21 protein-coding genes and 1 tRNA gene are annotated in these 22239 nt (G+C 62.6%); 17 read left to right on the forward strand and 5 right to left on the reverse strand.

What is annotated here, in order from left to right; all coding sequences use genetic code 11:
- The first annotated feature begins 63 nt into the window (after positions 1 to 63).
- The 3 genes from KM031_RS13260 to KM031_RS13270 all read left to right on the forward strand — a co-directional run bounded on the left by KM031_RS13260 (position 64) and on the right by KM031_RS13270 (position 3941).
- Positions 64 to 1536, forward strand: a complete 1473-nt coding sequence (locus KM031_RS13260) for a nucleobase:cation symporter-2 family protein (RefSeq protein WP_215506116.1) — start codon at positions 64 to 66, stop codon at positions 1534 to 1536.
- Between the two features lie 71 nt (positions 1537 to 1607).
- On the forward strand, positions 1608 to 2630 hold the full coding sequence (locus KM031_RS13265) for a phosphotransferase (RefSeq protein ID WP_215506117.1): 1023 nt from the start codon (positions 1608 to 1610) through the stop codon (positions 2628 to 2630).
- Between the two features lie 3 nt (positions 2631 to 2633).
- Complete coding sequence (locus KM031_RS13270; protein ID WP_215506118.1) at positions 2634 to 3941, forward strand: aspartate aminotransferase family protein; 1308 nt, start codon at positions 2634 to 2636, stop codon at positions 3939 to 3941.
- 74 nt (positions 3942 to 4015) lie between these two features.
- On the opposite strand, the gene KM031_RS13275 is transcribed toward KM031_RS13270, so the two are convergent.
- Positions 4016 to 4159 carry an entericidin A/B family lipoprotein gene (locus KM031_RS13275; RefSeq protein WP_215506119.1) on the reverse strand — a complete coding sequence of 48 codons (144 nt, stop codon included), beginning with the start codon at positions 4157 to 4159 and terminating at the stop codon, positions 4016 to 4018.
- Positions 4160 to 4271: 112 nt separating this feature from the next.
- Between KM031_RS13275 and KM031_RS13280 the strand changes: the two genes are divergently transcribed.
- Positions 4272 to 4574: a hypothetical protein gene (locus tag KM031_RS13280; RefSeq protein ID WP_215506120.1), complete on the forward strand. Its 303-nt coding sequence runs from the start codon at positions 4272 to 4274 to the stop codon at positions 4572 to 4574.
- Here KM031_RS13280 and KM031_RS13285 read toward each other — a convergent pair.
- Positions 4549 to 4737: a hypothetical protein gene (locus tag KM031_RS13285; RefSeq protein WP_215506121.1), complete on the reverse strand. Its 189-nt coding sequence runs from the start codon at positions 4735 to 4737 to the stop codon at positions 4549 to 4551. The genes KM031_RS13280 and KM031_RS13285 overlap by 26 nt on opposite strands.
- A 49-nt stretch (positions 4738 to 4786) precedes the next feature.
- Here KM031_RS13285 and KM031_RS13290 point away from each other — a divergent pair, with 49 nt between their 5' ends.
- Entirely contained in the window at positions 4787 to 5104 is a 318-nt protein-coding gene (locus tag KM031_RS13290; protein WP_215506122.1) for an antibiotic biosynthesis monooxygenase family protein, read from the forward strand.
- Between the two features lie 2 nt (positions 5105 to 5106).
- Here the strand turns inward: KM031_RS13290 and KM031_RS13295 are convergent, their stop codons facing one another.
- Together KM031_RS13295 and uvrB are read right to left on the reverse strand one after the other, a co-directional pair.
- Positions 5107 to 5382, reverse strand: coding sequence for a hypothetical protein (locus KM031_RS13295; RefSeq protein ID WP_215506123.1), 276 nt, complete (start codon positions 5380 to 5382; stop codon positions 5107 to 5109).
- A gap of 25 nt (positions 5383 to 5407) precedes the next feature.
- Complete coding sequence (gene uvrB / locus KM031_RS13300; RefSeq protein ID WP_215506124.1) at positions 5408 to 7585, reverse strand: excinuclease ABC subunit UvrB; 2178 nt, start codon at positions 7583 to 7585, stop codon at positions 5408 to 5410.
- A 375-nt stretch (positions 7586 to 7960) separates the two neighbouring features.
- Between uvrB and KM031_RS13305 the strand changes: the two genes are divergently transcribed.
- The 12 genes from KM031_RS13305 (at position 7961) to lpdA (ending at position 20123) form a co-directional block, all read left to right on the forward strand.
- Positions 7961 to 8272 carry an ETC complex I subunit gene (locus KM031_RS13305; protein ID WP_215506125.1) on the forward strand — a complete coding sequence of 104 codons (312 nt, stop codon included), beginning with the start codon at positions 7961 to 7963 and terminating at the stop codon, positions 8270 to 8272.
- 110 nt (positions 8273 to 8382) lie between these two features.
- The gene (locus tag KM031_RS13310) at positions 8383 to 9849 is read left to right on the forward strand and encodes a DUF2125 domain-containing protein (RefSeq protein ID WP_215506126.1); all 1467 of its coding nucleotides are present in this window, start codon (positions 8383 to 8385) and stop codon (positions 9847 to 9849) included.
- Complete coding sequence (locus tag KM031_RS13315; protein ID WP_215506127.1) at positions 9846 to 10313, forward strand: GNAT family N-acetyltransferase; 468 nt, start codon at positions 9846 to 9848, stop codon at positions 10311 to 10313. Before KM031_RS13310 ends, KM031_RS13315 begins: the two co-directional genes overlap by 4 nt.
- A 77-nt stretch (positions 10314 to 10390) precedes the next feature.
- Positions 10391 to 10467, forward strand: a tRNA-Arg gene (locus KM031_RS13320).
- Between the two features lie 110 nt (positions 10468 to 10577).
- A complete protein-coding gene (locus KM031_RS13325; RefSeq protein WP_215506128.1) occupies positions 10578 to 11255 on the forward strand; it encodes a class I SAM-dependent methyltransferase in 678 nt (225 codons plus the stop codon).
- Between the two features lie 187 nt (positions 11256 to 11442).
- Positions 11443 to 12636: an ADP-forming succinate--CoA ligase subunit beta gene (sucC, locus tag KM031_RS13330; RefSeq protein ID WP_215506129.1), complete on the forward strand. Its 1194-nt coding sequence runs from the start codon at positions 11443 to 11445 to the stop codon at positions 12634 to 12636.
- A gap of 4 nt (positions 12637 to 12640) precedes the next feature.
- A complete protein-coding gene (gene sucD / locus KM031_RS13335) occupies positions 12641 to 13525 on the forward strand; it encodes a succinate--CoA ligase subunit alpha (protein ID WP_215506130.1) in 885 nt (294 codons plus the stop codon).
- 51 nt (positions 13526 to 13576) lie between these two features.
- Complete coding sequence (locus KM031_RS13340) at positions 13577 to 13933, forward strand: hypothetical protein (protein ID WP_215506131.1); 357 nt, start codon at positions 13577 to 13579, stop codon at positions 13931 to 13933.
- A 36-nt stretch (positions 13934 to 13969) separates the two neighbouring features.
- Entirely contained in the window at positions 13970 to 16936 is a 2967-nt protein-coding gene (locus KM031_RS13345; RefSeq protein ID WP_215506132.1) for a 2-oxoglutarate dehydrogenase E1 component, read from the forward strand.
- Positions 16937 to 16939: 3 nt separating this feature from the next.
- Positions 16940 to 18166, forward strand: coding sequence for a 2-oxoglutarate dehydrogenase complex dihydrolipoyllysine-residue succinyltransferase (gene odhB, locus KM031_RS13350; protein WP_215506133.1), 1227 nt, complete (start codon positions 16940 to 16942; stop codon positions 18164 to 18166).
- Between the two features lie 97 nt (positions 18167 to 18263).
- Complete coding sequence (locus tag KM031_RS13355; protein WP_215506207.1) at positions 18264 to 18659, forward strand: MAPEG family protein; 396 nt, start codon at positions 18264 to 18266, stop codon at positions 18657 to 18659.
- Between the two features lie 75 nt (positions 18660 to 18734).
- Positions 18735 to 20123, forward strand: a complete 1389-nt coding sequence (gene lpdA / locus KM031_RS13360) for a dihydrolipoyl dehydrogenase (protein WP_246567151.1) — start codon at positions 18735 to 18737, stop codon at positions 20121 to 20123.
- A gap of 124 nt (positions 20124 to 20247) precedes the next feature.
- Here the strand turns inward: lpdA and KM031_RS13365 are convergent, their stop codons facing one another.
- Entirely contained in the window at positions 20248 to 22239 is a 1992-nt protein-coding gene (locus KM031_RS13365) for an ethylmalonyl-CoA mutase (RefSeq protein ID WP_260691965.1), read from the reverse strand.

A 22239-nucleotide genomic window follows, 5' to 3' on the forward strand; every position in this document is an offset into this window, starting at 1 on the left:
GGACCGTAACCTTCGGGGGGCGCGGATCGGCACAACAATACCCCCCCGCAGGAAAGGGATAATATGACGACCTCCTCCGTTCATCCGGTGGATCAGCTTCTGCCTGCGCCGAAGCTGTTCACCCTGGGCCTGCAGCATGTCTTGGTCATGTATGCAGGCGCTGTTGCCGTGCCGCTGATCGTGGGGCGGGCGTTGAAGCTTGACCCGGCCGATGTGGCCTTTCTGATCTCGGCCGATCTGTTCGTCTGTGGTCTGGCGACGCTGATCCAGAGTCTTGGCGCGACCCAGTGGTTCGGCATCAAGCTGCCGGTGATGATGGGCGTGACCTTCGCCGCCGTGGCACCGATGGTGGCGATGGCCAATGCCGAAGGGGGGGCTGCCGGCGCGCAGAAGATCTTTGGCGCAATCATCGCGGCGGGTCTGATTTCGATCCTGATTGCGCCGCTGGTGTCGCGCCTGCTCAGGTTCTTTCCGCCCGTGGTCACCGGCACGATCATTCTGGTGATCGGCGTCAGCCTGATGCGGATCGGCATCAACTGGATTTTCGGCAATCCGGTCGGCCCGACCGCGCCGATGATCGTCGATCCGGCCCATGCGGACTGGCTGAAAGCAGCCGCCGCCATGCCGGGTGTGCCGCCGATGCCGGAAAAGCTGGCCGTTGCCGCGACGATGCAGAACACGGCCTATGCGCCCTTGGGCAATATGGCGGTGTCGGCGGTCGTTCTGGTGTCGATCCTGCTGATCGCGCGTTTCGGGCGGGGCTTTGTCGCCAATATCTCGGTCCTGCTGGGCATCGTGATCGGGGCCGTGCTTGCCGTGGCCATTGGCGCGATGAGCTTTGGCAAGGTGGCCGAGGCGGAATGGTTCGGGTTGATCACGCCGTTCCATTTCGGGATGCCGAGCTTTGATCCGGTGATGATCGTGACCATGGTCCTGGTGATGATCGTGGTGATGATCGAATCCACCGGCATGTTTCTGGCGCTGGCCGATATGACCGGCAAGCGCGTGACGCAGCCGATGCTGTCGGCAGGGCTGCGCACCGATGGTCTGGGCACGCTGATCGGCGGGATTTTCAACACCTTCCCCTATACATCCTTCAGCCAGAATGTCGGGCTGGTGGGTGTGACCGGCATCAAGAGCCGCTTTGTCTGTGTGGCGGGCGGGCTTATCCTGATCGTGCTGGGGCTGGTGCCGAAAATGGGCGCGCTGGTGGAATCGGTGCCGACCATGGTGCTGGGCGGGGCCGGTCTTGTGATGTTCGGCATGGTGGCTGCAACCGGCGTGCGGATTCTGGCCAGCGTGAATTTCGCGGGCAATCGCAACAACCTGTTCATTGTGGCGGTCAGCCTTGGCTTTGGCATGATTCCTCTGGTGGCACCGCAGTTCCGCATGTGGATGCCCCATGCGATCCACCCGCTGATCGAAAGCGGCATCCTGCTCGCCTCGATTGCGGCGGTGGCGCTGAATGCGTTTTTCAACGGCGCATCGGGCAGCGCCGACGAGGCGAAAGCCGCCGCCGCCATGGCCGATCACTGAGCCATCGGGGGCGACATGCCGCTGTCGCCCCCGGCCTTGCCGTGCCCGGAAAAACATGGCTCTGTCTGGGCATGACACAGGATGATCCGCTTGGCCCGATGCTGACCTCTGCCCCGCCCGTGCTGTCGATGCAGGACGCATTGGCGCTGCTGCAAACTCATTACGGGCTGTCGGGCGACGCGCTGGCGCTGACCTCGGAACGCGATCTGAATTTCCGCATCAGCACAGGGGCGGGGCGCTTTGTGCTGAAAATCGCCAATGACAGCGAACCGCCCGCCGTCACCCGGTTTCAGAACGCCGCCTTGCTGCATATCGCGGCGCGTGATCCGGCCTTGCCAGTGCCGCGTGTGGTGCCGACGCTGGCGGGGACCACCGACGTGGTGCTGCCGTCGGGCAGCCTGATGCGGCTGCTGACCTATGTGGAGGGGGTGCCGATGTATCGCGCCGCGCCGTCGCAGGCCTTGCGGCGCAGCATGGGGGCGATGGCGGCGCGGCTGACCCGCGCGCTGGAGGGATTTGCCCATCCTGCCGCCGATCATGTGCTGCAATGGGATCTCAAACAGGCGGCGGCGCTGCGGCCCTTGCTGCCCGCCATCGCAGACGACGCGCTGCGCGGCCTTTGCTCCGACTGGCTTGATCGCTTCACGCGCGAGATCAAACCCGCCTTGGCGTTTGTGCCGTGGCAGGTGGTTCATGCCGATCTGAACCCGCATAACGTGCTGGTAGACCCGGAGGATGCGACGCGCGTGTCAGGGGTGCTGGACTTTGGTGATATGGTCCACACCCCACGCCTGTGTGATCTTGCGGTTGCGGCGTCTTATCAGATTGATGTGGCCAACCCGCTGGAATCGCTGGCCGATGTGGTGGCTGCCTGGCATCGGGAACTGCCGTTTCAGCCCGAAGAACAGGAGCTGATCTTCGATCTGACCGCGATCCGCATGGTGACGACGCTGGCCATCACCAGCTTCCGGGCGGCGCGTTACCCTGAAAATGCCACCTATATCCTGCGCAATTTCGAGACGGCCCGCGCAGGGCTTCTGGGCTTTGCCAGCCTGCCGCGCGATGCGGCGCTGGCCCGTATGAGGATGGAGTGACCGATGACCCGTATTGATCCGATGCCGAATGCCTATCAGCCCGGCGCTGCCGCGATCGAACCGGAGTCCGAATCGTTGATTGCGCGGCGGCAGGCCGCGCTCGGCCCGGCCTACCGGCTTTTCTATGAAAAACCGGTGCATCTGGTGCGCGGTGAGGGGGTCTGGCTGTTCGATGCGGCGGGCGAGGCCTATCTGGACACCTATAACAATGTCGCCTCGGTCGGCCATTGCCACCCGCATGTGGTGCAGGCGATGGCGGGGCAGGCGGCGGTTTTTGCCAGCCATACCCGCTATCTGCACGACACGGTGCTGGATTATGCTGAACGCTTGCTTGCCTCCATGCCACGGGAGCTTGCGCATGTGATGTTCACCTGCACCGGGTCCGAGGCCAATGATCTGGCGCTGCGTATCGCGCGGGCGCAGACGGGGGGCACCGGCATCATCGTCACCGAAAATGCCTATCATGGGGTGACGGCGGCGGTGGCCGAGTTTTCGCCCTCGCTGGGGCGTGGTGTGGCCCTGGGGGCGCATGTGCGCACCGTGTCCGCGCCCGATCCGGCGCAGGCCGATCCGGGGGCTGCCTTTGCGGCGCAGGTCGTGGCCGCCATCGAGGATCTGCACCGCCATGGCATGAAACCGGGGGCGTTGATTGTGGATACGATCTTTTCCTCGGATGGCGTGTTCGCCGACCCGGAAGGGTTTCTGAAACCCGCCGTCGCCGCGATCCGGGCGGCAGGCGGGCTGTTCATCGCCGATGAGGTGCAGCCCGGCTTTGGCCGCACCGGCGCAGGCATGTGGGGCTTTGCCCGCCACGGCATCGTGCCCGATATGGTGTCGATGGGCAAACCGATGGGCAATGGTTATCCGGTGGCCGGTCTGGCATTGCGTCCCGAGGTGATTGCCGAATTTGGCAGCAAGGCGCGGTATTTCAACACTTTCGGCGGCAATGCCGTGGCGGCGGCCACCGCGGCGGCGGTTCTGGATGTGATTGAGAATGAAGGTCTGATCGAAAACGCCCGCACGGTCGGCGCCTATTTCCGCGACGGCTTGCAATCGCTTGCGAAGGATCACGCGGTGATCGGCGATATCCGCGCGGCCGGCCTGTTTCTGGGGGTGGATATTGTGGATGACGGCGAGCCCGACGCAGTGCTGACCGGGCGTATCGTCAATGATCTGCGCGCGGCCAAGGTGCTGATTTCGGCCACGGGGCCAAAGGGGCATGTGTTGAAAATCCGCCCGCCGCTGGTGTTCCAGCTCGAAAATGTCGACCTGTTTCTGGACAGGTTGCAGGGCGTTTTGCGCGCTTTGTAGAAAAACAGATGCCTGTGCGAGCCGCACCGCCCACACAGGCATCACAAGTTCGGAGGCAGGGACGCTCCGGCGCGTTACATCCCGGATTGGGCTTCGCGGGCTTCTTCGGCAACAGCCGCGCCGGCATTCTGCATATCCTGACCGGCACCTTCGACAGTTTCGCAGGCACCCAGCGCCATCAGCACAAGAAGTGGCAGCAGGTTCAGAGTCTTGCGCATCGTTCTCTCCTTACTTGGTTTGCCATGGTCAACGCAGAACGGCCCGTCGGGTTCCCTGCCGCCGCAGAACCGCTTTAACCGGGGCTTAAACAATCCGCGCGAAGCTGGGGCCATGAGATGGATTTTGCCCCTGCTGATCTGCGCCGCCTGTGGCGCGCAACCTGCGCCGCTGATGTTCGGCGGCGCGCGCCATGACACAACGGTCGATGGCCGGGACTATGTTGTTTACAAAAGGGAAAACCGGGTGGAGGTGATCCGCCTCGGCCATGCCGGGCGGGCGGAGCATGACAGGATCAAGGCCACGATGATCGGCATCGTGCCATGGCTGACCGGCTGTGATGTCATCCCCGCATCGGTCGAGGGGGACAGCGGCGCGATGCGCGCCCGTGTCAGCTGTCCGAAGGGCCTTCGATGATCAGCGCATAAAAGGCATAAGCCCCTGCACCGCCGAACAAAATTGCCCAGCCGGGGTTGCCCGTCCAGACCTCGACCGCGGCCCAGAGCACCGGGGCGAGGGATACCGCCCACCGCCGCCAGACGGGTTTGAAGAACGGATGGTTTGCGTCAATGAACCGCATGATTTTCCACGATATTGTGCTATCCTGACTGGCAGGGAGGATCACAAACATGCCCCAGATCAGCACTGACTTTCAAGGCCAGACCGTCATCACCACTTTCGAGATGACGCCCGGCACCGCCCATGACCTGATGGAGGCGCTGGAAGACGCCTATACCAATTTCATCCGCCACCAGCCCGGCTTTCTGGGCGCGGGCCTGCATATGAATGATGCGCAGACCCGGATTGCCAACTATTCCAAGTGGTTGAAAAGAGAAGATTATCAGGCGATGCTGCGCAGCCCCGAAATGCGCGAGCGCAATCGCCGGATCGCCCAGCTGTGCAGGGGATTCGAGCCGGTGATGTATGAGGTGCAGGCGGTGTTCTGACCTCAGCCGGGGAAGGGGCCGGTCAGTTCGGCCTTGCCACTTTGTTTGTCGAACACGCAGACCATACGCTCTGCGGCAGTGCCGGTAGACACGGTGACAAGGGCTGCGCCGTAGCTTTCAGAGCCGAACGGATTGACCTCGATCACCGCTGTTCCGGTGTCGCCCAGGGCCGCAAGACAGGCCGCATGAACATCGGTGTGGAACTGCTCCCACGCCTCATCCGAGGAGGCGTGGCACGGCAGGGTGCTCAGCAGCAGGGCAAAGACGGACAAACGCATAGTCAACTCCATGATGATGTTGAGATCAGCGGCGGCGCTTCGTGCCGCCCCTTTGCCCTGCACGCCCTGCGGTAGAGCGGCCAGAGGATTTCACCGCGGCATCCACCGCCTCTTCCACGGCACTTTGCCGGGCCAGCGGGTCATCGGCAATCGTCAACTCGACGGCCTCCAGCCGCTTCACCTCGTCGCGCAGGCGGGCGGCCTCTTCAAACTCCAGATTCTCGGCCGCCTTGCGCATTTGCAACCGCAACCCGTCCAGATGCGCAGCCAGGTTAGAGCCGACCAGCGATTTTTCAACCTTCGCCGTGACGCGCGACATATCGGTATCGCCCTGCCACAGCCCGGCCAGCACGTCTTCGACGTTCTTTTTCACCGTCTGCGGCGTGATGCCATGCTTCAGGTTATAGGCAATCTGCTTGTCGCGGCGCCGGTTGGTTTCGGCCAGAGCGCGTTCCATGCTGCCGGTGATCCGGTCGGCATACATGATGACCCGGCCTTCGGCGTTGCGGGCGGCGCGGCCAATGGTCTGGATCAGCGAGGTTTCCGAGCGCAGAAACCCCTCTTTGTCGGCATCCAGAATCGCCACAAGGCCACATTCGGGAATATCCAGACCTTCGCGCAACAGGTTGATCCCCACCAGAACGTCAAAGGCCCCCAGCCGTAAATCCCGCAGGATTTCAATACGTTCGATGGTGTCGATGTCCGAGTGCATATAGCGGATGCGGATGCCCTGTTCGTGGAAATATTCGGTCAGATCCTCGGCCATGCGTTTGGTCAGGGTCGTGACCAGAATCCGCAACCCCTGGGCGGCCACCCGGCGGATTTCGTCCAGCAGATCGTCCACCTGCATATCGACCGGGCGGATTTCCACCACCGGATCCAGCAGGCCGGTCGGGCGGATCACCTGTTCGGCAAAAGCGCCGCCCGCCTGTTCCATTTCCCAGGAAGAGGGCGTGGCCGAAACGAAGATGGATTGCGGGCGCATCGCATCCCATTCCTCGAATTTCAGCGGGCGGTTGTCCATGCAGGAGGGCAAGCGGAAACCATGTTCGGCCAGGGTGAACTTGCGCCGATAGTCGCCTTTGTACATGCCGCCGATCTGCGGCACCGACACGTGGGATTCGTCGGCGAACACAATGGCATTGTCGGGGATGAATTCGAACAGGGTCGGCGGCGGTTCGCCCGGCGCGCGCCCGGTCAGGTAGCGCGAATAATTCTCGATCCCGTTGCAGACGCCAGTCGCCTCCAGCATTTCCAGATCGAAATTGCAGCGCTGCTCCAGCCGCTGCGCCTCCAGCAGCTTGCCCTCGTTCACCAGTTGATCCAGCCGCTGCCGCAGCTCGCGTTTGATACCGATCACCGCCTGCTGCATGGTCGGGCGCGGCGTGACATAGTGGGAATTGGCATAGATGCGGATCTGCTTGAACACATCCGTCTTCGCCCCGGTCAGCGGATCGAATTCCATGATGCCTTCAAGCTCTTCTCCGAAAAAGGAAAAGCGCCATGCCCGGTCTTCAAGGTGGGCAGGCCAGACTTCCAGACTGTCGCCGCGCACCCGGAACGAGCCGCGCTGAAAGCCCTGATCGTTGCGGCGATATTGTTGCGCCACCAGTTCCGCCACAACCTGTCGCGGGTCATAGCTCTGCCCGACCACAAGATCCTGCGTCATCGCCGAATAGGTCTCGACCGAGCCGATACCATAGATACAGCTGACAGACGCCACGATGATCACATCGTCACGTTCCAGCAGCGCCCGGGTGGCCGAGTGGCGCATCCGGTCGATCTGTTCGTTGATCTGGCTTTCTTTCTCGATATAGGTGTCTGACCGGGCGACATAGGCCTCGGGTTGGTAGTAGTCGTAATAGCTCACGAAATACTCAACGGCGTTTTCAGGGAAGAAGCCTTTGAATTCGCCGTATAATTGCGCCGCCAGCGTCTTGTTGGGGGCCAGGATGATGGCCGGGCGCTGGGTCTGTTCGATCACCTTGGCCATGGTGAAGGTTTTGCCGGTTCCGGTCGCGCCCAGAAGCACCTGATTGTGCTCGCCTGCGGTGATGCCCGCCGTTAACTCCGCAATCGCGGTGGGCTGATCGCCTGCGGGTTGGAAGGGTGTGTGCAGCACAAATTTGCGCCCGCCCTCCAGTTTGGGGCGGGTCAGCACCTCGGGGCGTTCGGTGGGGGCATTGATATTGTTGTGCGGCATGGGTGATTCCCTCAGGCAGAGCCTCAAGATGATCCGTTTTTGTTCCTGTTCAAGGCCTCAACTGCAGCTATCTTTACCGGCTGTTAACTGCAATTACGCCAAAGTGAAGAAAAGCGATTCAATTTTACCGAAAATCTGAAATCCTGACGCATCTTATGGTTGAAATTTGCGATTGGTCGCGCCAAGATCAGAGGGCAAGCAACGCACTGTCGGCTGGTCGCAACCACACACCCCACCCCACACTCCCAGTGGCTGGCCGACAGACTTGCCAACCCCTCCCGCAATCGGTGCCACAGGTGTAAAAACGGCTGCGGTCGCCCCTTGCTTCACTGCCGGAATTCGCCAATAAGAAGGCAGATTTGCAAGGAGCCTCCCATGCGCGCACGCATCTACCAGCCCGCCCGCAACGCGATGCAGTCCGGGACTGCCAAGGCCAAAGGCTGGGTTCTGGAATTTGCACCCGCCTCGGCCCGCGAAGTTGACCCGCTGATGGGCTGGACCTCGACGACCGACACCACGACCCAGGTCAAGCTGCGGTTCGAGACGCGCGAGGCTGCCGAAGATTACGCAAAGGCCAATGGCATCGCCGCCGATGTAATGGAGCCGAACAAGCGCAAACCCAATATCCGCATGATGGGCTATGGCGAAAATTTTGCCACCAACCGCAAGGGCGCTTGGACCCATTGATCCGCCCCTGACGATGCTTCGCGCTGGCCTGAGTGTCAGTGGTTGCACATCCGGCCTGTAAGGTGTTCAAATCGGCGGGACTTTCCCGTCGATTTGCATTTGAGGCCCCGATGTTCCTGCGCTCCCTGATCCTGTCCGTATCTGTGCTGGCGGCTGCTGCTGCACAGGCGGCCCCCGCAACCGAGGCAGGGGCTGTAAAACTGACAGGCGTGTTCCAGCGCTATCTGGGCAAGACGCCGGGGGTGGTGACGGTGACGCCTGCGGGGGAAAGCTACACCCTGCGGGTCGATGCGGCGCGGCTGGTGGCGCATCTGGCGCAACCCGGCCTTGCCCTGCGCAGCGAGCCGATGCAATTCAGCCTGACAGAGCGTGGCGAAGGGCTGTGGGGGGTGGTTCAGGACGGCCCGCTCGCCATTGAGCTTGAGCTGCCCGGCCAGATCACGCTGACCGCAACGGCGGAAAAGAACAGCACCAGCGGCCTGTTTGACGAGGCGCTTGGCACCTTCCGCGAGGTGCAGAGCCAGACAAAGGGCATGGTGCTGTCGCAGCGCAGCCTGACGGCGGCGGTCGAAGGGCAACCCGCTGTGCCATCCGTTACCCGCAGTGCAGTTTCAGAAACCACCTATCGCGCGCAAGGGGTTGCCGGAAAGGATGGCGGGGTCGACATCACCTCGCGCATGGACATGATCGGGTTGAAAGAGGTCTCCACGGTGTCAGAGCCGGGCATGCCCGCGTTCGAGCTGACCTTGGCCGCGGCGCGCTACAAGGTGGATGGCAAGATCGCGGGGCTGCGCACGCATCAAACTGCCGATCTTCTGGCTTGGGCGGTGGCCCATGCCTCGGGCCCGCAGGTTATCGCGGATCAGGAGGGGCTGCGCCGCCGTCTGGAGGCGCTGCTTCCGGTGTTCGATCAACTCCAGTCGCAGGCAGAGATCACCGGCATCAAGGCAGACACGCCGCTGGGCCGGTTCACGCTGGACCGCGTGGGGGTCGACGCGACCTTGAATGGTGTTGTCGAGGATGGCCTTCTGCGCCAGTCGATCAGTCTGATGGGCTTCGAGGCGCCCGCAGGCGTGGTGCCGGATTGGGCGCTCCCGCTGGTGCCGGAGGGGCTGTCACTCGATCTGCAGGCTGAAGATTTTGCGCTGGCCGCACCCGCGCGGATGCTGATTGCGGGGTTTGATCTGACCAAGCCGGACCCGATCGACAAGAACATCGGCCCCACCATGCTGGCCGCGTTTCTGCCGGGGGAGGGGGCGAGGATCACCCTCGCGCCCGGTGGCGTGTCCGGGTCGGACTACAATCTTGGCTATGAGGGCAGCATGGTGATCGGTCGGGAGGGCGTGCCGACCGGGGCCTCGACGATCACGGTCGAGGGGTGGGATTCGGTGCTGGCCGCCGTTAATGCCGCCCCGCCAGAGATCCGCAGCGAAATGGGGCCTGCGATGCTGCTGATCGGTGGCATGGCACGCCCGGCGGCGGGCGGGAGCGGTCTGCAATGGGTGATTGACGCAAAGACACCGGGCAAGATTCTGGTGAATGGCGTGGATGTGACGGCGATGGGGGCAGCACAATGAGCGGGATCGAGATTCGCCGGGACACGCCGCTGGCGGCAGAGGTCTTGCCGCTGTTGCAGCGCCATCTGGCCCTGATGCACGCCTCCAGCCCGCCCGAAAGCGTTCATGCGCTGGATCCGGCAGAGCTGGACACGCCTGATGTGGCGTTTTTCACGCTGCGCGAGGGGGCATCGGTGCTGGGAATGGGCGCGGTGAAGCGGATCGACGCGACCCATGCCGAAATCAAGTCGATGCATGTGGTGGCCGAGGCACGGGGCCGCGGGCTGGCGCGGGTGCTGCTGGATCATCTGCTGGAACAGGCGCAAGCGCTTGGCTATCAGCGGCTGAGCCTTGAAACCGGGGTGGAAGATGTCTTTGCCCCCGCCCGCGCCCTGTATGAACGCGCAGGCTTTGCCCAATGTCCGCCGTTTGAAGGCTATTGGGAGGATCCCAACAGCTATTTCATGACGCGCAGCCTCAGCTGAACCAACCGTCCCGGGGCCGCAATTGCCTGTCAGCTGCCCGTTGCGCCGGGTTTTCCGACGCGGTATCAGGGCATAACGGCCTCGTAGCTCAACTGGATAGAGCACGGACCTTCTAAGTCTGGGGTTGGGGGTTCGATTCCTCCCGGGGTCGCCATATCTTCGATTGCAAGGCACGGGCAGGCCGCTGCGGTATTTCCCGCAAGCGCGTGTATCTGGCTGTGCGGGGGCTTTGCCTCCGACTTGCGCGCGTGATATTGCGCCGGGATGAAAGGCCATATCTCTCCTTATCACGCGCCCGGTTTCATTCCTGATGCGCTGGCCCGTGGCCACCATCGCGCCATCATTGGCGGGCGGTGGGAGGAAACGGGGCTCATCCAGATGAAGATGCTGCTGGCCGAAGGTCTGCGGCCCCGGCACAGCCTGCTGGATATCGGCTGCGGCCCGTTGCGGACGGGGTGCCGTCTGGTGCCCTTCCTCAACCCCGGCAATTACTGGGGCACCGATCTGTCGCGCGATCTGATCCTCAAGGGCTATGCGTCGGAACTGACCGAGGGCGACCGGGCGCGCCTGCCTCGCACGCAGCTGATCGGGGACGCCGATTTCGGCTTTCCGGGGGTGCCGACCGAAATCGACTATATCCTGTGCTTCGCCGTGTTCACGCATCTGCCGGCCAATCACCTGCGCCGGGCCTTGCTGCGGATCCGACAGCACTTCACCCGGGTGGAAAAGCTGATCTTCACCACCTTCCTTGCGCCGGATGCCGAGGCGAGTCTGGGTCCGGTGCGTCAGCCGGACGGGGTGGTGACGCATGACATCCGCCCGCCCTATCACATGCTCGCCGAGGATGTTCTGCACTTCTGCCAGAGTGCGGGCTTCGCGGCAAAGCTGCGCCCGACGCGGCTGCCGCGGGGGCAGGTGCTGTGCATCGCCCGGCCCATTTGACCGGGCGGCGTGGGGCGCGACTCACTGTTTGCGTAAACACATCGTAACTTGTGATCACACTTTTTCAGGCTGTGATCACAAAGCTGATTTTTCTGCGCCAAAACCCGCTTACCCGCTAAATCCCGTTTTGAACCTGCCTTTATCTATGGCATCACGCCCCCAAATCAGCAGCGATGGGACATGATCCATGAACATCCACGAATATCAGGCCAAGGCGCTTCTGCGCAGCTATGGCGCTCCGGTTTCTGACGGGCGCGTTGTGCTGAAGGCCGAAGATGCGAAAACCGCCGCAGGCGAGTTGGACGGGCCGCTTTGGGTGGTAAAGGCGCAGATCCACGCCGGTGGCCGTGGCAAAGGAAAATTTGTCGAGCCGGAAGCCGGTGAAAAGGGCGGCGTTCGTCTGGCCAAATCGGTCTCCGAGGCGGCAGAGCTGGCCAAGCAGATGCTGGGCCGCACGCTCGTCACCCACCAGACCGGCCCGGCTGGCAAACAGGTGAACCGCATCTATATCGAAGCCGGTTCCGATATTGCGCGCGAACTCTATCTTGCGCTGCTGGTGGATCGCCAGACCTCGCGCATCTCCTTCGTGGCCTCCACCGAAGGCGGCATGGATATCGAGGAAGTCGCGGCGCATACGCCCGAAAAGATCATCTCCTTCTCGGTGGATCCCGCGTCGGGGCTGTCGGATTTCCATGGTCGCCGCGTGGCTTTCGCGCTGGGTCTTGAAGGCGCTGCCGTCAAGCAATGCGTTGCTCTGGTGAAGATCCTCTACAAAGCCTTCGTCGAGAAGGACATGGAGATGCTGGAGATCAACCCGCTGATCGTCATGCCCGATGGCAACCTCAAGGTGCTGGACGCCAAGGTGTCGTTCGATGGCAATGCCATGTATCGCCACGGCGACATCGCCTCGCTGCGCGACGAAACCGAAGAAGACCCGAAAGAGCTGGCCGCATCGAAGTTCGATCTGAACTACATCGCGCTGGATGGCGAGATCGGCTGCATGGTGAACGGTGCAGGCCTTGCCATGGCGACCATGGACATCATCAAGCTTTATGGGGCAGAGCCGGCCAACTTCCTCGATGTGGGCGGTGGCGCTACCAAGGAGAAAGTGACCGAAGCCTTCAAGATCATCACCTCGGATCCCAACGTCAAAGGCATCCTCGTGAACATCTTCGGCGGCATCATGCGCTGCGACGTGATCGCAGAGGGCGTGCTGGCAGCGGTGAAAGAGGTCGGGCTTCAGGTTCCGCTGGTCGTGCGTCTGGAAGGCACGAATGTCGAACTGGGCAAGGACATCATCCGCAACTCCGGTCTGAACGTGATCGCGGGCGACAACCTGTCCGACGCCGCGCAGAAAATTGTCAAAGCGGTGAAGGGATAATCCAATGGCCGTTCTCGTAAACGAAAATACCAAAGTCATCTGCCAGGGCTTCACCGGCTCGCAGGGCACCTTCCACTCGGAACAGGCGATTGCCTATGGCACCAAGATGGTTGGGGGTGTGACGCCCGGCAAGGGTGGCACGACCCACCTGAACCTGCCGGTGTTCAACTCGGTCCATGAGGCCCGTCACGTCACCGGCGCGAATGCCAGCGTGATCTATGTGCCGCCGCCCTTCGCTGCCGACTCGATCCTCGAGGCGATCGACGCCGAAATGGAGTTGATCGTCTGCATCACCGAAGGCATCCCGGTGCTGGACATGATGAAGGTGAAACGCGCGCTGGAAGGCAGCAAATCGCGCCTGATCGGGCCGAACTGCCCCGGCGTCATCACCCCCGGCGCCTGCAAGATCGGCATCATGCCGGGCCATATCCACCAGCGCGGCAGCGTCGGTGTGGTGTCGCGCTCGGGCACGCTGACCTATGAGGCGGTCAAGCAGACCTCCGATCTGGGTCTGGGCCAATCCTCGGCCGTGGGCATCGGCGGCGACCCGATCAAGGGCACCGAGCATATCGACGTGCTGGAAATGTTCCTGGCCGACCCGGAAACCCAGTCGATTATCATGATCGGTGAAATCGGTGGCTCGGCTGAAGAAGAAGCCGCACAGTTCCTGGCGGACGAGAAGAAGCGTGGCCGCTGGAAACCGACCGCAGGCTTCATCGCGGGCCGCACCGCACCGAAGGGCCGCCGCATGGGCCATGCCGGGGCCATCGTGGCCGGGGGCAAGGGCGATGCGGAATCGAAGATCGAAGCGATGAAATCCGCAGGCATCATCGTGGCCGACAGCCCGGCAGGTCTGGGCGAAGCGGTGATGAAAGCGCTGGGCAAGTAACATGTGTTCCCCGGAGGTCATACCTCCGGGGCACCATCAATGGGGAAAAAGATGCAACATCTGACCATCGCCCTGCTGGTCACAGCCACCCTGACCGGCTGTGTCAATTCCGGCACGGGCACCGGGACAGTTGCAGCCGGAAAGATGAGCCGCGCGGCAGAAGCCACCGGCGTTTCGGCTGAAAATATTGTCGCCTATTCCGCGACGGGCGAAGGCGTCGGCGGCATCGTTTTCGGCGGTGTTCCGAATATCCTGTTCTACAAGACGGCCACCACCGACAAGGCGCAGTTGAAAGCTGCGCCCGCGCGCATATGTGCCAAGCAGGGTGTCGCTTCCGCCGAGGACAAGCCCCTTGAACATCCCGATCAGATGCCGGGCGTGCGCAAGCTCGTCGTGCAGTGCAAGTAACTCGCCCCCGACCTTACGTCTCCATGAGGCAATGACATGAACGACCAATCCCCGAATGACGCGATGCACGCTTCCTCCTTCATGGACGGGGCCAATGCCGACTATATCGACCAGCTTCAGGCGCGCTATGCCGCCGATCCGGCCAGCGTGGATGCTGGCTGGGTTGCCTTCTTCAAGGCGCTGGGCGACAGCGAGCTGGACGCCAAGCGCGCCGCTGCGGGCCCGTCCTGGGCGCGCGCCGACTGGCCGCCTGCGCCCGCCGATGATCTGACCGCGGCCCTGACCGGCGAATGGCCGATGATGCCCGCCAAAGAGGCGAAGGGCGCTGCGGCCAAGATCACCGCCAAGGCCGAAGAAAAGGGCGTCAGCCTGTCGGATGCACAGATCCAGCGCGCCGTGCTGGACAGCATCCGCGCCATCATGCTGATCCGCGCCTACCGGATCCGGGGCCATCTGGCCGCCGATCTTGATCCGCTGGGCATGACCGACCGCACCAACCACCCCGAGCTGGATCCGAAATCCTATGGCTTCACCGAAGCCGACATGGATCGCCCGATCTTCATCGACAATGTTCTGGGGCTGCAAACCGCCTCGATGCGGCAGATCGTGGAGATCGTGAAGCGCACCTATTGCGGCACCTTCGCGCTGCAATACATGCACATTTCGGACCCGGAACAGGCCAGCTGGCTGAAAGAGCGGATCGAAGGCTATGGCAAGGAAATTGCCTTCACCCGCGAAGGGCGCAAGGCGATCCTGAACAAGCTGGTCGAGGCCGAGGGCTATGAGAAATTCCTCCATGTGAAATACATGGGCACCAAGCGCTTCGGCCTTGACGGTGGCGAGGCGCTGATCCCCGCGATGGAGCAGATCATCAAGCGCGGCGGCAATCTCGGTGTCAAAGACATCGTGATCGGCATGCCGCACCGGGGCCGCCTGTCGGTTCTGGCCAATGTGATGCAGAAACCCTATCGCGCCATCTTCAACGAATTCCAGGGCGGCAGTTTCAAGCCGGAGGATGTGGACGGTTCGGGCGACGTGAAATATCACCTCGGCGCCTCGTCGGACCGCACCTTTGATGGCAACACGGTTCACCTCAGCCTGACCGCCAACCCGTCGCACCTTGAAGCGGTGAACCCGGTGGTGCTGGGCAAGGTGCGCGCCAAGCAGGACCAGCTGGGCGATACCGACCGGCATCAGGTTCTGCCGATCCTGCTGCATGGCGATGCGGCCTTTGCCGGGCAGGGCGTCGTTGCCGAATGTTTCGGCCTGTCGGGGCTGAAAGGCCACCGCACTGGCGGCACCATTCATATCGTGGTGAACAACCAGATCGGCTTCACCACCGCGCCGCATTTCTCGCGCTCCAGCCCCTATCCGACCGACATCGCCCTGATGGTGGAAGCGCCGATCTTCCACGTGAACGGTGATGACCCGGAGGCCGTGGTGCACGCCGCGCGTGTGGCGACCGAGTTCCGCCAGACCTTCCACAAGGACGTGGTGCTGGACATTTTCTGCTATCGTCGCTTCGGGCATAACGAAGGCGACGAGCCGATGTTCACCAACCCGGCGATGTATACCGAGATCAAGAAGCACAAGACCACCTTGCAGCTCTATACTGAACGCCTTGTGCGCGACGGTCTGATTCCGGAAGGCGAGATCGAAGACATGAAGGCCGCCTTCCAGGCGCGTCTGAACGAGGAATTCGAGGCAGGCAAGGAATTCAAGCCCAACAAGGCCGACTGGCTGGACGGGCGCTGGAAGAACATGTCGCGCGAAAGCCAGGACTATACACCGGGCAAAACCTCGATCGCGCCGGAAACCATGGCCGAAATCGGCACCGCGCTGACCCGCGTTCCCGAAGGCTTTGATCTGCACAAGACGGTGGGTCGCCAGCTCGACGCCAAGAAGAAGATGTTCGAGACGGGCGTCGGCTTCGATTGGGCCACGGCCGAGGCGCTGGCCTTCGGGTCGCTGGCGGTCGAGGGCTTCCCCGTGCGTCTGTCCGGGCAGGATTGCACCCGTGGCACCTTCTCGCAGCGCCATTCTGCCTTCATCGATCAGACCACCGAAGAGCGTCATTACCCGCTGAACCACATCCGGGCCGGTCAGGCGCGGTATGAGGTGATCGATTCGATGCTGTCGGAATATGCGGTGCTGGGCTTTGAATACGGCTATTCGCTGTCCGAGCCGAATGCGCTGGTGATGTGGGAAGCGCAGTTCGGCGATTTCGCCAATGGCGCGCAGATCATGTTCGACCAGTTCATCAACTCGGGCGAAAGCAAATGGCTGCGCATGTCGGGCCTTGTCATGCTGCTGCCGCATGGGTTTGAAGGGCAGGGGCCGGAACACTCGTCGGCACGTCTGGAACGCTTCCTGCAAATGTCGGCACATGACAACTGGATCGTTGCCAACTGCTCCACCCCGGCGAACTACTTCCACATTCTGCGCCGCCAGATCCACCGCGACTTCCGCAAGCCGCTGGTGCTGATGACGCCGAAATCGCTGCTGCGCCATCCGCTCTGCGTGTCGACTGCGGCAGATTTCACCACCGGATCCAGCTTCCACCGCGTGCTGTGGGATGATGCCGAGCGCGGCAACTCCAAAACCATGCTGAAGGCAGATGACCAGATCAAGCGCGTCGTGCTTTGTTCGGGCAAGGTCTATTATGACCTGCTGGCGGAACGCGATGCGCGCGGGCTGGACGATGTCTATCTGCTGCGGGTGGAACAGCTGTATCCGATGCCGACCAAATCGCTGATCACCGAACTGGCGCGCTTCAAGCAGGCCGAGATCATCTGGTGTCAGGAAGAGCCGAAGAACCAGGGGGCCTGGAGCTATATCGAGCCGAACCTGGAATGGGTGCTGGGTCAGGTGGGCGGGGCGACGAAACGCGCCCGTTACGCCGGGCGCAATGCCTCTGCCTCGCCGGCCACCGGCCTCGCATCGAAACATAAAGCCGAACAAGAAGCGCTCGTGAATGATGCGCTGATCGCTGAAGGGAAATAAACCATGAGCATCGAAGTCCGCGTCCCCGCTCTGGGCGAAAGCGTCACCGAAGCCACCATCGCCACCTGGTTCAAGAAGCCGGGCGATGCCGTGACAGTTGACGAAATCCTGTGCGAGCTGGAAACCGACAAGGTCAGCCTTGACGTGCCGTCGCCTGCCGCCGGTATCCTGGGCGAGATCGTGGCGCAGGAAGGCGAAACGGTTGCCGCCAACGCGCTGCTGGCCACCATCACCGAAGGCGCTGCCGGGGCTGTGGCCGTGAAAGCGGTCGAGCCGAAAGCCGAAGCGGCCGCCGCCGTCAATTCGCCCGGTGCCGGGCCGGAAACCGTCACCGCGCGCGCCGACATCGAAGATGCCCCCGCCGCGAAAAAGGCGATGGCCGAGGCTGGTCTCAGCCGCGATGCGGTGCAGGGCACCGGTCGCGATGGCCGCGTGATGAAGGATGATGTGGCCAAAGCCGTGGCCGCTGCGGCCGCAGCCCCTGCGCCGGTGGCCGCCGCCCCCCGCGCGCCGGTTCCGGCGGATGACGCCGCCCGGGAAGAGCGTGTGAAGATGACACGCCTGCGCGCCACCATCGCCCGCCGCCTGAAGGACGCGCAGAACACCGCCGCCATGCTGACCACCTATAACGAGGTGGACATGTCGGGCATCATGGAGCTGCGCAACACCTACAAGGACGCGTTCGAAAAGAAGCACGGCGTCAAGATGGGCTTCATGTCCTTCTTCGTGAAAGCCTGCACCCATGCGCTGAAGGAAGTGCCTGAGGTGAATGCGGAAATCGACGGTCAGGACGTGGTTTACAAGAACTATGTCCATATGGGCGTCGCCGTCGGCACGCCGTCGGGCCTCGTCGTGCCGGTGGTGCGCGATGCCGATCAGATGGGCTTTGCCGCGATCGAGAAAAAGATTGCCGAACTGGGCCTGCGCGCCCGTGATGGCAAACTGTCGATGGCGGAAATGCAGGGCGGTTCGTTCACCATTTCCAATGGTGGCGTCTATGGCTCGCTGATGTCTTCGCCGATCCTGAACCCGCCGCAATCGGGTATCCTCGGGATGCACAAGATCCAAGACCGCCCGGTGGTGGTGAATGGCCAGATCGTGATCCGTCCGATGATGTATCTGGCGCTGTCCTATGATCACCGCATCGTGGACGGCAAAGGCGCCGTGACCTTCCTTGTGCGCGTCAAAGAAGCGCTGGAAGACCCGCGCCGCCTGCTGATGGATCTGTAAAACTGGTGGGGGCTTCGTGTGTGCAGACACGCGCGCCAAGCCCCCATCCCGCAGGATGCGCCCGTGTTCTGCGCATCCTTATCGGAGACCGCGCATGATGCCCCCCGAACTCACCGCGCTGGCGCTTGCCGGTCTGTTGCAAGCCGTGCAATTCGTGCTGTTTGCCGTGCCCGCCAATCTGGAGCTGGGCACCGGCTATACCTCTTCGGCGCGTGACAAGCCGCCGTCGCGGCAGCTTTCGACGGTCACCGCCCGGCTGCAACGGGCGATGAACAACCATTTTGAAGGCTTGATCCTGTTCACCATCGCCGTGCTGGTGGTGGTGCTGGGCAATCAATCCTCCGGCGTGACGGTGGCCTGTGCCTGGGCCTATCTCGCCGCCCGCATCCTCTATATTCCGGCCTATGCCTATGGTCTGCGCCCTTGGCGCTCGGCCATCTGGGCGGTGGGATTTTTCGCAACCGTGGCGATGCTGATCGCCGCTTTGATCTGAGACGTGCTGTCAGGGGCCAGACTGCGGATGCCGCGGTGACCGCCCCCCGGGCAGCTTTTCCAAAGGATGAACTCCATGGCTGAATTTGACGTGATCATCATCGGTGGTGGCCCTGGCGGCTATGTCTGCGCCATCCGCTGTGCGCAGCTTGGCCTGAAAACCGCCGTGGTCGAGGGGCGCGACGCCTTGGGCGGCACCTGCCTGAATGTGGGCTGCATCCCGTCGAAGGCCTTGCTGAACGCCACGCATCATCTGCATGAAGTGCATGAGAACTTTGAAAAAATGGGCCTGATGGGCGCGCATCCGACCGTGGATTGGGCCAAGATGCAGGCCTATAAGCAGGATGTGGTGACCGGCAATACCAAGGGCATCGAGTTCCTGTTCAAGAAGAACAAGGTGACCTGGCTGAAAGGCTGGGGCAGCATTCCGGCACCGGGGCAGGTGACCGTCGGGGACGAAACCCATACGGCCAAGCATATCGTGATTGCCACCGGATCGGAACCGTCGAGCCTGCCGGGTGTCACGGTGGATGAAGAGGTGGTTGTCACCTCGACCGGCGCCTTGGCGCTGGGGGCGATTCCGAAAACCATGGTGGTGATCGGGGCCGGGGTGATCGGTCTGGAAATGGGCTCGGTCTATGCGCGGCTTGGCACTCAGGTGACTGTGGTGGAATATCTCGACGCCATCACCCCCGGCATGGACGGCGAAGTGGCGAAGAGCTTCCAGAAGATCCTTGCCAAACAGGGCTTCAAATTCATCCTCGGCGCGGCGGTGCAGGGCACCGAACGCAGCGCTGGCGGCGCGAAAGTGGCCTACAAGCTGCGCAAGGACGACTCGGCGCATGAGATCGAGGCCGAGGTGGTGCTGGTCGCCACCGGCCGCAAACCCTATCTGGCCGGGCTTGGGCTGGAGGCGCTTGGCGTGGCGCTGGAACCCCGCGGACAGGTCAAGACCGACGGCCATTTCGGCACCAATGTCAAAGGGCTCTATGCCATTGGCGATGCGATCATCGGCCCGATGCTGGCGCACAAGGCCGAAGACGAGGGCATGGCGCTGGCCGAAATTCTGGCGGGCAAATCCGGCCACGTGAATTATGGCGTCATTCCGGGCGTGGTTTACACCACGCCGGAAGTGGCCTCTGTCGGGCAGACGGAAGAGCAGCTGAAAGCCGCAGGCCATGCCTACAAGGTGGGCAAGTTCCCCTTCATGGGCAATGCGCGGGCGAAAGCGGTGTTCCAGGCCGATGGTTTTGTGAAACTGCTGGCCGACAAGGCCACCGACCGTATTCTGGGCTGCCATATCATCGGGCCGGGGGCAGGGGATCTGATCCACGAAGTCTGTGTGGCGATGGAATTCGGCGCTTCGGCGCAGGATCTCGCGCTGACCTGCCACGCGCATCCGACCTATAGCGAGGCGGTGCGCGAAGCCGCCCTTGCCTGTGGCGACGGCGCGATCCACGCCTGATTGCGGCCAATCCAACGGAAACGCCCGGACCGATGGTCCGGGCGTTGTTGTTTTTACCTCGCGGCCCGTCTGCGACAGGCCGCTCAGGCGATGAGTATTTTTGCAAATTGCAAGACGGGTGGGGTTATTCGGCGGCGACCGGCGTGGGATCGACCAGACCGACGATATCCAGCATGATGCGGTTCAGCTCGAAATCCTTCGGGGTATAGACCGCCGCCACGCCCATCTTGCGCAGTTGCGCCGCATCTTCCTCGGGGATGATGCCCCCCACCACCAGCGGCACATTGCCGATATCGGCGGCGCGCATCCGTTCCAGCACTTCGGAAATCAGCGGCAGGTGCGAGCCGGACAGGATCGACAGACCGACGACATGCGCCTGCTGGTCGACGGCGGCAGAGACGATTTCGGTCGGGGTGAGGCGGATGCCTTCGTAATGGATGTCCATGCCGCAATCGCGGGCGCGGGCGGCGATCTGTTCGGCCCCATTGGAATGGCCGTCCAGACCCGGTTTACCCACGAGAAACTTGAGTTGCCGCCCGAGTTTGGATGAAACGCTGGCCACTGCCTCGCGGATCGGCTCCAGCCCCTCGGTGCGGTTGGAGGGGCTGCGCGACACGCCGGTGGGCGCGCGGTATTCGCCAAAGGCGGTCCGCACCACGGCGCCCCATTCGCCGGTTGTGGCCCCGGCTTTCGCAGCGGCGATCGAGGCGGGCATGACATTCTTGCCGGTGGCCGCCGCTTGACGCAATGCCTCCAGCGCGCGTTTCACCGCCGCCTCATCGCGGCTGGCCCGCCAGTCGTTCAGGCGGGCGATCTGGTCGCGTTCGGCATCGGCATCGGCCACCATGATGGCACCATCGCCTGCGGTCAGCGGCGAGGGGGCAGCCTCGGTCCAGCGGTTCACGCCGACGACCACGGTTTCCTTCGATTCGATCTTGGCGATCCGGTCGGCATTGGCTTCGACCAGACGGCCTTTCATGTAGTCGATGGCCGCCACGGCCCCGCCCATGCTGTCGATCTGCGCCAGTTCTGCGCGGGCACCGTCTTTCAACGCCTCGACCTTGCGATCAATCGCCGGGTTGCCGTCGAACAGATCGTCATATTCCAGCAGGTCGGTTTCATAGGCGAGGATCTGCTGCATGCGCAGCGACCATTGCTGATCCCAGGGGCGGGGCAGGCCGAGCGCCTCGTTCCAGGCGGGCAGCTGCACCGCGCGAGCGCGGGCCTTTTTCGATAGCGTGACCGCCAGCATTTCGATCAGGATGCGGTAGACGTTGTTTTCGGGCTGCTGTTCCGTCAGGCCGAGGCTATTGACCTGCACGCCATAGCGGAAGCGGCGGTATTTCGCATCCTGAACGCCATAGCGGGTCAGGCAGATTTCATCCCAGAGATCGACAAAGGCGCGCATCTTGCACAACTCGGTCACGAAGCGGATGCCGGCATTGACGAAAAACGAGATCCTGCCGACCATATTGGGGAAATCTTCGGCAGACACTTTCCCTTTCAGATCATCCAGCACGGCGCAGCCGGTGGCGAGCGCGAAGGCCAGTTCCTGCTCTGGCGTGGCCCCTGCCTCTTGCAGGTGATAGGAACACACGTTCATCGGGTTCCATTTGGGCAGATGTTTCTGGGTATAGGCCGCCACATCGGTGATCATCGACAGGCTGGGTTTCGGCGGGCAGATATAGGTGCCGCGGCTGAGATATTCCTTGATCAGATCGTTCTGCACCGTGCCATTCAGCTTGGACACATCGGCGCCCTGCTCTTCGGCGACGGCGATATAAAGCGCCAGAAGCCAGGGGGCCGTGGCGTTGATCGTCATCGAGGTGTTCATCTGCTCCAGCGGAATATCCTGGAACAGGCTGCGCATATCGCCCAGATGGGCCACCGGAACGCCGACCTTGCCGACTTCGCCACGGGCGAGTTCGTGATCACTGTCATAGCCCGTCTGGGTTGGCAGATCGAAGGCAACGGAGAGGCCGGTTTGCCCTTTGGCAAGGTTGGTGCGGTACAGCGCATTGGAGGCTGTTGCCGTGGAATGGCCCGCATAGGTGCGGAACAGCCAAGGGGTATCTTTCGTCGCGGTCATGGCGGGCCTCGTGAATCGCGTCTGCAA

Origin of the sequence: Gemmobacter fulvus (genome assembly GCF_018798885.1) — a bacterium.
GTDB lineage: Bacteria > Pseudomonadota > Alphaproteobacteria > Rhodobacterales > Rhodobacteraceae > Gemmobacter > Gemmobacter fulvus.

Bases quoted from the DNA above. Each gene is read 5' to 3' on its own strand.
- KM031_RS13285 (WP_215506121.1), bottom strand. From the start codon at position 4,737: ATGCGGTTCATTGACGCAAACCATCCGTTCTTCAAACCCGTCTGGCGG.
- KM031_RS13270 (WP_215506118.1), top strand. From the start codon at position 2,634: ATGACCCGTATTGATCCGATGCCGAATGCCTATCAGCCCGGCGCTGCC.
- sucC (WP_215506129.1), top strand. From the start codon at position 11,443: ATGAACATCCACGAATATCAGGCCAAGGCGCTTCTGCGCAGCTATGGC.
- KM031_RS13310 (WP_215506126.1), top strand. From the start codon at position 8,383: ATGTTCCTGCGCTCCCTGATCCTGTCCGTATCTGTGCTGGCGGCTGCT.
- KM031_RS13260 (WP_215506116.1), top strand. From the start codon at position 64: ATGACGACCTCCTCCGTTCATCCGGTGGATCAGCTTCTGCCTGCGCCG.
- KM031_RS13340 (WP_215506131.1), top strand. From the start codon at position 13,577: ATGCAACATCTGACCATCGCCCTGCTGGTCACAGCCACCCTGACCGGC.
- KM031_RS13315 (WP_215506127.1), top strand. From the start codon at position 9,846: ATGAGCGGGATCGAGATTCGCCGGGACACGCCGCTGGCGGCAGAGGTC.
- KM031_RS13275 (WP_215506119.1), bottom strand. From the start codon at position 4,159: ATGCGCAAGACTCTGAACCTGCTGCCACTTCTTGTGCTGATGGCGCTG.
- KM031_RS13355 (WP_215506207.1), top strand. From the start codon at position 18,264: ATGCCCCCCGAACTCACCGCGCTGGCGCTTGCCGGTCTGTTGCAAGCC.
- KM031_RS13290 (WP_215506122.1), top strand. From the start codon at position 4,787: ATGCCCCAGATCAGCACTGACTTTCAAGGCCAGACCGTCATCACCACT.
- KM031_RS13280 (WP_215506120.1), top strand. From the start codon at position 4,272: ATGAGATGGATTTTGCCCCTGCTGATCTGCGCCGCCTGTGGCGCGCAA.
- KM031_RS13305 (WP_215506125.1), top strand. From the start codon at position 7,961: ATGCGCGCACGCATCTACCAGCCCGCCCGCAACGCGATGCAGTCCGGG.
- KM031_RS13265 (WP_215506117.1), top strand. From the start codon at position 1,608: ATGACACAGGATGATCCGCTTGGCCCGATGCTGACCTCTGCCCCGCCC.
- KM031_RS13345 (WP_215506132.1), top strand. From the start codon at position 13,970: ATGAACGACCAATCCCCGAATGACGCGATGCACGCTTCCTCCTTCATG.
- KM031_RS13295 (WP_215506123.1), bottom strand. From the start codon at position 5,382: ATGCGTTTGTCCGTCTTTGCCCTGCTGCTGAGCACCCTGCCGTGCCAC.
- lpdA (WP_246567151.1), top strand. From the start codon at position 18,735: ATGGCTGAATTTGACGTGATCATCATCGGTGGTGGCCCTGGCGGCTAT.
- uvrB (WP_215506124.1), bottom strand. From the start codon at position 7,585: ATGCCGCACAACAATATCAATGCCCCCACCGAACGCCCCGAGGTGCTG.
- odhB (WP_215506133.1), top strand. From the start codon at position 16,940: ATGAGCATCGAAGTCCGCGTCCCCGCTCTGGGCGAAAGCGTCACCGAA.
- sucD (WP_215506130.1), top strand. From the start codon at position 12,641: ATGGCCGTTCTCGTAAACGAAAATACCAAAGTCATCTGCCAGGGCTTC.
- KM031_RS13325 (WP_215506128.1), top strand. From the start codon at position 10,578: ATGAAAGGCCATATCTCTCCTTATCACGCGCCCGGTTTCATTCCTGAT.